Raw genomic sequence first — 8,503 nt, forward strand, 5'->3', positions numbered from 1 at the left:
CCCCGGAGCCCCCGCGGTCTCCGGGGCTTGCGCCCTAGGGAATGACCCGGTTCCCTAGGTCTTCACGCCGCCCGCGGCAGCACCACTTCGGTACGCAGATCAGGCGGCTCCTCGAGGTCGGGTCTCAGGGAGACCCAGGCGTGCCGGCCGTACAGGCGATCGAGGCCGGGCGAGGTGACGCCGGGGGTCTCGTCGCGCCGGACGATCTCGACGATCAGGAGGTGCGCCCGCCTGCGGTGCCGGTAGACGTTCGCGCTCCTGGCCCAGCAGGCGGCCGCGATCTCCTCGGCGTACGCCTCGAACTCCTCCGCGCTGATGCCCGCCCTCGTCATGATCAGCGCCTTCTCACCCGTCGTGGAGGGCGTGATCCAGAGCACCAGCGGGATCCGCCCGGCCCTGGTGTGCATGGTGGTCTCCAGGCAGATCCGCTGCAGCCGGTGCCTGGTCACCACGCACCAGAAGTGGGCGACCACCCAGTTGCGTCCTGACCTGGTCGCGGCCGGTACCGAGATCGCGCTCGTCAGCAGGATGAACGGCACCCACCGTCCTTCCCGGGTGGCGCCGAGCAGGGCCAGCGCGAACACCGCCAGCCCGGCGACCACCAGCAGTTCGGTACGGATCCGCCACAGCCTGACCAGCGCACCGCCGCCGCCCGCGGCGGGGAGGTCCTCGTTGGCCGGGTAGATCTGGTTGCGTGGATTCCTCGGCACGTCAGGACACCTCCTCTGGGACCCTGTGGGGGTGACGGAGCTGGTCGAAGCGCGGGTCGCGGTAGGCGCGGGCGCAGAATCCCGTCCTGCTCACGGTCCAGCCCATGCGGTGTGCGAATTCGTCGGGCTCCATGCAGACTTCGCGGTCGGCCCATACGATGAGTTCCCGGATCCGGGACTTGATTCGGCTGAGTCCCTTGGTACCTTGTGAGTACATAGAAGACCCCTTTCGCGGCATTACTAGAGGTGGCTTCTTCACCGGTCCGATGGCTGATGACCGGTCCCGTCGCAGGGTGGCAGCCCATTTGCGGCGAGGCGGTGGTCAGCCTCGGCCCGGCTTTTCCGTGCTCGGCTGAGCGAGCTTTTCCCGGGTTTCTTCAGGGGATTGTGAGATCCTTCCGGCAATCGGCCTCCCAGGGGCAGACATTCGTTTCCGGGACGGCGCCGTTGCCGGTGAGGCGGCCCTTGGACGGGCGCGCGATCATGGACGGAAGGCCCGATGCGTACGGCCGTGTGGTCATCTCCGGCCTCCTCACGCTCGAGAACCTCCTCCTCGATCCGATCGTCCCCCCGGGCTGTCCTTGCTGCAAGAGATTCAGCAAGGAAGATTTGAATTTCTTCGCATGTTGCTCTTTGCTTGCCCTGCAACTTGCACGAGAAGTGTCCGAGCCTGCCGGGGTGAGGGAGCAACCGGGACATACAGCGCCCGATCGGGGGGTCTTCGCGGAACTTGTCTTGCTCCTAGGCTCTCTCCGTGAAAGCCTTCTGGCAAGCCTGTGTGGCACTACGCGTGCAATTTGCAGGGTAAGATTGAGCGAACGGCCCCGGAAGCCGGGCCCCAAACGAACCCCTCCGGCTACACCTTCATTCCCGACAAGGAGAGTGGACGGTGCCACTCCAGCAGGGCAGTCCGACAGTTCGCAGGCTCCGGCTCGGCCAGGAGTTGCGCATGCTCCGGGAGCGGCGAAAGCTCACCGGGACCAAGGCGGCCAGGGAGCTCGGCTGGTCCCCCAGCAAGATCAGCCGCATCGAAGCCGCCAAGACCATGGCGAGCGGCGACGACGTCAAGGCCATGGCGAAGCTCTACCGCGTCGACGGAGAGAAACTTGACGAACTCTTCGGCCTGTTACGGGATGCGGAGCAGCGGGGGTGGTGGGAGGATTACGAAGACTCTCTGCCCGGGGAGTACACAAGATTCCTCGGGCTGGAGGCGGAGGCGGTTTCTCAGCGATCGTGGGAACCACAGATCGTGCCCGGCCTCCTGCAGACCGAGGACTACGCACGGGAAGTCATCCTGGCCTCCCGCGGCATCGCTCGCATCACGCACAGCGGTGTCCGGAGCCGTGTCGAGGCGCGTCTCGACCGGCAGCGGCGCGTCCTGCAGCGATCTGATCCCTGTCGGCTCACGGTCGTGCTGGACGAGTCCACGCTGATCCGCCGTTTCGGCGAGCCCTCGGTGATGCGCGAGCAGATGGAGCATCTCCTCGAGATCTCCCTGCTGCCGCACGTCGGGCTTCATGTCCTTACCCTGGACTCGCTCCATCCGGTCAACACCGGTACATTCATACACCTGCAGTTCGCGGCGTTCGACGATGTCGTTTATCTTGAGCAGTTGTATACTGCCAACTTCGTCGAAGACCTCGAACGCGTGGCCGGATACGAAATCGCTTTCGATCACATCAGATCGGAGGCGCTCGATGAGGACGAATCCCGTGTGCTCATACAACGCAAGGCCATGCTGTGGCGAGGGTAGCTGCGACCTATCTCAACAAGGGGCCGGCAATGAGGCTGGGCCCCTTTAGCTATTTGGGGAGATAATGCACAACCACCCTACGAAGGCCGCGTGGCGGAAGAGCACCTTCTGCAATGGCGCAGATGCCTGTGTCGAGGTCGCTCCGCTGGCCGATGGGAATGTCGCGCTGCGTGACAGCAAGGAGCAGGACGGTCCCGTCCTGGTGTTCACTCCGTCGGAGTGGGCGGCTTTCACCTCGGGAGTTCGCGATGGTGAGTTCGACCTGACCAGGCTCGGGGCGAGCGCATGAAAAACGGCCCTGGCAAGTTGGTGGCACAACCTTCAGGGCCGTTCATGGGAGGCGTGGCAGCCTCCGGCGCATCCGGCTCTCTTGCGACTCGAGCTCAGAAGACTTGCACATCATCGCACAGGCGGGACCAAGGTGATCAACCTCCGACACGTTTCTTTTGGACCCGGAAAGCCGTCCGCGACCCGTCGTCGGGGAATGGGTAGCAGGCGTGACGCAGGATTTTGCAGCGGTCCGTCGTTCCAACTGGAAATGCTGAGGCGGGGGCCCCGCCTCTCGGGAAAGCGGCCTTTCCCGAGCGTCCGCCGACAGGACGTGAAACGGCCCGCGCCCCGGGAGGGGACGCGGGCCGTTTCGCGTGCCGGCTAGGAAACTCCGAGGCCCTGGGCGACGCCCTCGCCGAGGTCCTTGTGGATGTTGCTCCAGTACTCGACGACACGCTTCTTCATGTCCGCCGTCACCTCGGGGGCCGAGGCGTGGCCGACGATGTTGCTCACCAGGTGAGCGCGGTCGTCGCCGGACAGCACGTTCTCCCAGAGGGCGCGCGGCTGGACGTAGTCGTCGTCCTCGGCGTGCCTGGTGGCGGCCGAGCGGATGATCTCACCCATGACGTGGTAGCTCTCGCCCTCGTACAGCGCAGGGTCGGCGGCCGGGCCGTTGACCGAGTTGGGGGCGTAGACCGGGTCCTGCTGGTTCGTGAAGGTCATCGGGCCGTCGAAGTTGTAGGAGTTGACGGCGCTGCGCGGCTGGTTGATCGGCAGCTGCAGGTAGTTGGGGCCGATCCGGTAGCGGTGGGTGTCAGGGTAGGAGAACAGGCGGCCCTGCAGCATCTTGTCCGGTGAGGTGTCGATGCCGGGCACGAGGTTCGACGGCTCGAAGCCCGCCTGCTCCACCTCGGCGAAGTAGTTCGCCGGGTTCCTGTTGAGGGTGAACCTGCCGATCGTGATCTCGGGGTAGTCGGCGTGCGGCCACACCTTGGTCAGGTCGAACGGGTTGAACCGGTAGTCGGCCGCCGCCTCGAACGGCATGATCTGCACGTTCACCGTCCACGACGGGTGGTCGCCGCGCCTGATCGCGTCGTGCAGGTCGCGGATGTGGTGGTCGGGGTCGGTGGCCTGGAGAGCGGCGGCCTCGGAGGCCGTGAAGTTCTGGATGCCCTGGTCGGTCTTGAAGTGGTACTTCACCCAGTACTTCTCGCCGGCCGCGTTGTACCAGAGGAACGTGTGCGAGCCGAAGCCGTGCATGTTCCGCCAGCTGGCGGGCGTGCCGCGGTCGGTCATCAGGAAGGTGACCTGGTGGGCCGACTCGGGCGACAGCGTCCAGAAGTCCCACTGCATGTTGTTGTCACGCAGGTGGTTGTCGGCGCGGCGCTTCTGGCTGTGGATGAAGTCCGAGAACTTCTGCGGGTCACGGATGAAGAAGATCGGCGTGTTGTTGCCGACGATGTCGTAGTTGCCCTCTTCGGTGTAGAACTTGATCGCGAACCCGCGCGGGTCGCGGGCGGTGTCGGCGCTGCCCAGCTCGCCGGCGACGGTCGAGAAGCGCAGGAAGAGCGGCGTCTCCTTGCCCTTCTGGAAGAGGCCCGCCTTCGTGAACTGGCTGACGTCCTCCGTGATCCGCAGGACCCCATGGGCGCCGCCGCCCTTGGCGTGCACCACCCGCTCGGGGACGCGCTCCCTGTTGAAGTGGGCCATCTTCTGGATCAGATAGTGATCCTGAAGCAGCAGGGGGCCGTTCGGGCCGACGGAGAGCGAGTGCTCGTCGCTCGGCGCCGGGATGCCGGCGTCGTCGGTGGTGATGGGCCTGTTCGTCATATCGCGATCCTCCGAAATCATCTTTGGCAGCTCGGGCAGACGCCCCAGAACGTGACGTCCGCTTCGTCCACGACAAACCCGGCCGTGTCGGCAGGTTCGAGGCAGGGCGCGACCCCCACCACGCAGTCGACATCGGTCACCGTGCCGCAGTGCCGGCAGACGAGGTGGTGGTGGTTGTCGCCCACCCGCGCCTCGTAGCGTGCCGGGCTGCCCATGGGCTCGATCCTGCGGACGAGCCCGGCTCCGTGCAGCGCGTGCAGCGAGTCGTAGACGGCCTGGAGTGAGACCTGTCCCACGCGATCACGCACGCCGCGGTAGACGTCGTCCACGTCGAGGTGGTCGCCGTCGCGCACGGTCCGCATGATCGCGAGCCGGGCCGCGGTCACCCGCAACCCGGCTCGGCGCAGCAGGTCTTCGTCCCCCATGGATGACACGCTACGACCTAAACTTGAACTATTCAAGTAAAGGAATGACCCAAGTTTAGGTATGGGCGGGTGAACGGCGGCGTACGAGGAAGATCGAGCTCAGCCCGGCCAGCACGGCCAGGGCCGCCATGGCCAGGGACGCACCCATGGAGGCGGACATCGAGGAACGAGCGGGGCCGGCCTGGCTCAGGGTGATGAACAGCGTTCCCACCGTGGAGACGCCGATGACCTGGCCGAGTTGCATCACGGTGAGCAGGGCGCCGCTGGCGTCGGCCGCGTACTCGGCGTCCACCTGCTCGGTCGCCATGTTCGTCACCGCGACCTGCACGCCGAGCCCGCCGCCGACGAGGGCGCTCATGAGCGCGTACGACAGTCCGCCGCCCGCGAACAGCCCGAGCCCCAGATAGGCGGGCGCGGCCACCACGTAGCCGAACGGCACCAGCGGGCGCTGCAGGCCTACCGGCAGGCGCGGCCAGAGCAGCCCGACGAGACCGAACGCCAGCGCGCACGGCACCAGCATCATGCCCGAGGCCAGCGGCGTCAGATGCAACTCGCCCTGCAGGTGCAGGGACGAGGTGAACAGGAACGCGCCCCAGGTCGCCGGACCGAACAGCAGGATCGCCAGCCCGGGGCGCATGCCCGGCGCGCGCAGCACCCGCGCGTCCACCAGTGGGCGGCCGCCACGGGAGGTGACCCACCGCTCGATGCGGACGAACGCCGCGAACGTCACCACGCTCAGTCCCATCGAGATCCAGCCCCACAACGGCCAGCCGAGGTCGCGGCCGAGCACCATGGGCACCACGAGCAGCAGCACGGCCGCCGACAGCGTCACCAGGCCCCACGGGTCGAGGCCCGTACGCCCGGCGCCCTCGTCGGCGGGCAGCGCCCGGAGCCCGGCCACCATCAGCAGCGCGCCGATGGGGACCAGCACCAGGAACACGGTTCGCCAGCCCGTGCCGAAGCCCAGCATGATGCCGCCGAGCGCCTGACCCGCCACGATGCCGCCGCTGATCGTCAACGACCACAGGCCGATCGCCCGGCCTCTGGCCGCGCCCTGATAGTTGCGCTGGATCAAGGTCAGCACCTGCGGCATCATCATCGCCGAGGCGGCGCCCTGGAGCAGGCGCGCGGCCACCAGCCAGCCGGTCGTCGGCGCCAGGCCCGCGGCGAGCGTGGTGACGGTGAACGCGGCCAGCCCGCCGAGGAAGGCGGTGCGGTAGCCGAACAGGTCGCCGACCCGTGCTCCGGTGATCAGCAGGACGGCGTAGACGATGGTGTAACCGGCGACGATCATTTGCAGGCCGGCACTGGATGCGTGCTGGCAAGTGCGGAGGTCGCTGGGTAAGACGGGGCTACAGGTAATACGTCCTGCATGGCATGCTCGATCCCTAAAAGTCAGGATTCGAGCGGAAGTGCGGCATATGAGACTCCCCCGTGCCCTCCCGGCGTTCGTCGCCGTCGTCTCGCTGGCCGCGTGCTCTCCCGCGCCTGAACGCGAGCCGCAGAGCAAGCCGGTGGTGGAGCGGCAGGCGGCCGAGTCGCCGACGGCGAAGCCGACGCCTGAGCGGCGGCCGTACACGATCACCTTCGGTGGGGACGTGCACTTCGAGGGGATGCTGCGGGGGCGGCTGGGCAGCCCGCGCACGGCGCTCGGGCCGATCGCGAGCGTGCTGCGCGAGTCCGACCTGGCGATGGTGAACCTGGAGACGGCGATCACCTCCGCGGGGACGCCGGCGCCGGGGAAGCAGTACACGTTCAGGGCGCCGGCGAGCGCGCTTACGGCGCTCAAGGCGGCCGGGGTCGATGTGGCGTCCATGGCCAACAACCACGGCATGGACTACATGCAGAGCGGGCTGGCGGACTCCCTGGCGGCCATCAAGCGGAGCAAGTTCCCCGTGGTGGGGATCGGGAAGGACGCGGCGCAGGCGTACAAGCCGTATCGGACGACCGTGAACGGGAACCGGGTGTCGGTCATCGGCGCCACGCAGGTGCTCGACGCGGAGTTCGTGCAGGCGTGGACGGCCACCGACGGCAACGGCGGGCTGGCCTCGGCGAAGGACGAGGCGAGCCTGCTGAGCGCGGTACGGCGGGCGCGCAAGAACTCCGACACCGTGATCGTCCACCTGCACTGGGGCACCGAGCTGCAGAAATGCCCGAACGAGGCGCAACTGTCCCTCGCGCCCAAGCTGGTCGAGGCGGGCGCCGACGTGGTGGTCGGCGGGCACGCGCACATCCTGCTCGGCTCCGGGTACCTCGGCGACGCGTACGTGAACTACGGCATGGGGAACTTCGTCTTCTACAACTCCAACCCGGCGACCACCGGCAGGACCGGCGTCCTGACGCTGACGATCAATGGGCGGAAGGTGCTCAAGGACAAGTGGACCCCGGCCACGATCCAGGGCGGTCTGCCGGTCCCGATGACCGGCTCGGCCAGGACGCGGGCGGTGGCCGACTGGAAGGCCCTGCGATCCTGTACGGGACTGGCCGCGCGCCCCTGAGCGCCTGGGATCCGAGAGGAGGCCGCCGATGCGGTGGGTCGAGTCCGGTGACGTACGGCTGGCGGTCTTCGAGGACGGCGACCCGGCAGATCCGACGATCCTGCTGCTGCATGGCTATCCGGACACCCATCGCGTATGGGACGAGGTGGCCGCGCCCCTTCGCGATCGCTTCCACGTCGTGCGGTACGACGTACGCGGGGCCGGGATGTCCACCGCGCCGCGGGACCGGCGTGGCTACGGGTTCGACGAGTTGCTCGGCGATCTCGCCGCCGTGCTCGACTCCGTGGGCAAGGACCGCGTCCACCTCGTCGGGCACGACTGGGGGTCGCTGCAGGGGTGGGAGGCGGTCGGGAGGGCCGGGTCGCGGGATCGGGTGGCCTCGTTCACCAGCCTCGGCGGGCCAGGACTGCGGCAGTTCGCGCGGTTCAGGCGGGACGGGAGGCGGCGCGACGTCGTCGCCCAGGCCGTCAGGACGTGGTACATCGCCGCCTTCCAGGTACCGGTGATTCCCGAGCTGGCCTGGAGAGCCGTCGTGCCCAGGATCCTCGATCGCCGGCTGCGGGTGCGCGAGGGCGTGCCGCCGCGGCCAGGGCATCCGGCGGAGACCCTGGTCACGGACGGGCGCAACGGGCTCTGGCTCTACCGGCGGAACATGTTCACCCGCCTCAGGGATCCCGATCCGCGTGTCGGCGGCGTGCCTGTGCAGGTCATCGAGGGGTCGCGGGACGGATTCGTGACGCCGGCGCTGACGGCCTCGTACGGGCGGTGGGTGGCCAGGCTGTGGCATCGGAGGGTCGAGGCGGGGCACTGGGTTCATCGCAGCCGTCCCGGACTCGTCGCCCGGATGATCGGCGAGTTCGTGGCGCACGTCGAAGGCGGGGCCGCCGTCAGGGAGCTGCGGCGCGCCCAGGTCGGGGAGGGGCGGACGGTGTTCGGAGATCGACTGGTGGTCGTCACGGGAGCGGGGTCCGGCATCGGGCGGATCCACGGGTGCCGGCTGTTCGGGGCCGCCATGGT

At 68.0% G+C, this 8,503-nt stretch carries 9 protein-coding genes; 4 read left to right on the forward strand and 5 right to left on the reverse strand.

From position 1 onward, the window contains the following. Positions 1 to 62 precede the first annotated feature (62 nt). Positions 63 to 710 (reverse strand): hypothetical protein, encoded by a 648-nt coding sequence (locus tag ITP53_RS35610; protein ID WP_195899854.1) that lies wholly within the window; start codon positions 708 to 710, stop codon positions 63 to 65. Position 711: 1 nt separating this feature from the next. Continuing rightward, on the reverse strand, positions 712 to 843 hold the full coding sequence (locus ITP53_RS59625) for a hypothetical protein (RefSeq protein ID WP_268961226.1): 132 nt from the start codon (positions 841 to 843) through the stop codon (positions 712 to 714). Positions 844 to 1,599: 756 nt separating this feature from the next. Here ITP53_RS59625 and ITP53_RS35615 point away from each other — a divergent pair. After that, on the forward strand, positions 1,600 to 2,463 hold the full coding sequence (locus ITP53_RS35615) for a helix-turn-helix domain-containing protein (protein ID WP_195899855.1): 864 nt from the start codon (positions 1,600 to 1,602) through the stop codon (positions 2,461 to 2,463). Positions 2,464 to 2,527: 64 nt separating this feature from the next. After that, positions 2,528 to 2,752: a DUF397 domain-containing protein gene (locus tag ITP53_RS35620; protein WP_195899856.1), complete on the forward strand. Its 225-nt coding sequence runs from the start codon at positions 2,528 to 2,530 to the stop codon at positions 2,750 to 2,752. Between the two features lie 362 nt (positions 2,753 to 3,114). On the opposite strand, the gene ITP53_RS35625 is transcribed toward ITP53_RS35620, so the two are convergent. Genes ITP53_RS35625 through ITP53_RS35635 form a run of 3 tightly spaced genes read right to left on the reverse strand, consistent with a single transcriptional unit; the run spans position 3,115 to position 6,498 of the window. Then, a complete protein-coding gene (locus tag ITP53_RS35625; protein WP_195899857.1) occupies positions 3,115 to 4,563 on the reverse strand; it encodes a catalase in 1,449 nt (482 codons plus the stop codon). Between the two features lie 17 nt (positions 4,564 to 4,580). After that, positions 4,581 to 4,988, reverse strand: coding sequence for a Fur family transcriptional regulator (locus ITP53_RS35630; RefSeq protein ID WP_195899858.1), 408 nt, complete (start codon positions 4,986 to 4,988; stop codon positions 4,581 to 4,583). A gap of 55 nt (positions 4,989 to 5,043) precedes the next feature. Beyond that, positions 5,044 to 6,498 (reverse strand): MFS transporter, encoded by a 1,455-nt coding sequence (locus tag ITP53_RS35635; RefSeq protein WP_195899859.1) that lies wholly within the window; start codon positions 6,496 to 6,498, stop codon positions 5,044 to 5,046. On the opposite strand from ITP53_RS35635, the gene ITP53_RS35640 reads away from it, so the two are divergent. Together ITP53_RS35640 and ITP53_RS35645 are read left to right on the forward strand one after the other, a co-directional pair. After that, a complete protein-coding gene (locus ITP53_RS35640; protein WP_195899860.1) occupies positions 6,410 to 7,486 on the forward strand; it encodes a CapA family protein in 1,077 nt (358 codons plus the stop codon). The genes ITP53_RS35635 and ITP53_RS35640 overlap by 89 nt on opposite strands. 28 nt (positions 7,487 to 7,514) lie before the next feature. Continuing rightward, positions 7,515 to 8,503 (forward strand): alpha/beta fold hydrolase (locus tag ITP53_RS35645; protein ID WP_195899861.1); only part of this gene is annotated, 989 nt, incomplete at its 3' end.

This window comes from Nonomuraea cypriaca (assembly GCF_015645445.1).
Lineage (GTDB): Bacteria > Actinomycetota > Actinomycetes > Streptosporangiales > Streptosporangiaceae > Nonomuraea > Nonomuraea cypriaca.

Excerpts from the sequence above, each read along its gene's own strand:
- ITP53_RS59625 (WP_268961226.1), bottom strand. The coding sequence starts at position 843 with ATGGAGCCCGACGAATTCGCACACCGCATGGGCTGGACCGTGAGCAGG.
- ITP53_RS35620 (WP_195899856.1), top strand. The coding sequence starts at position 2,528 with ATGCACAACCACCCTACGAAGGCCGCGTGGCGGAAGAGCACCTTCTGC.
- ITP53_RS35625 (WP_195899857.1), bottom strand. The coding sequence starts at position 4,563 with ATGACGAACAGGCCCATCACCACCGACGACGCCGGCATCCCGGCGCCG.
- ITP53_RS35630 (WP_195899858.1), bottom strand. The coding sequence starts at position 4,988 with ATGGGGGACGAAGACCTGCTGCGCCGAGCCGGGTTGCGGGTGACCGCG.
- ITP53_RS35640 (WP_195899860.1), top strand. The coding sequence starts at position 6,410 with ATGAGACTCCCCCGTGCCCTCCCGGCGTTCGTCGCCGTCGTCTCGCTG.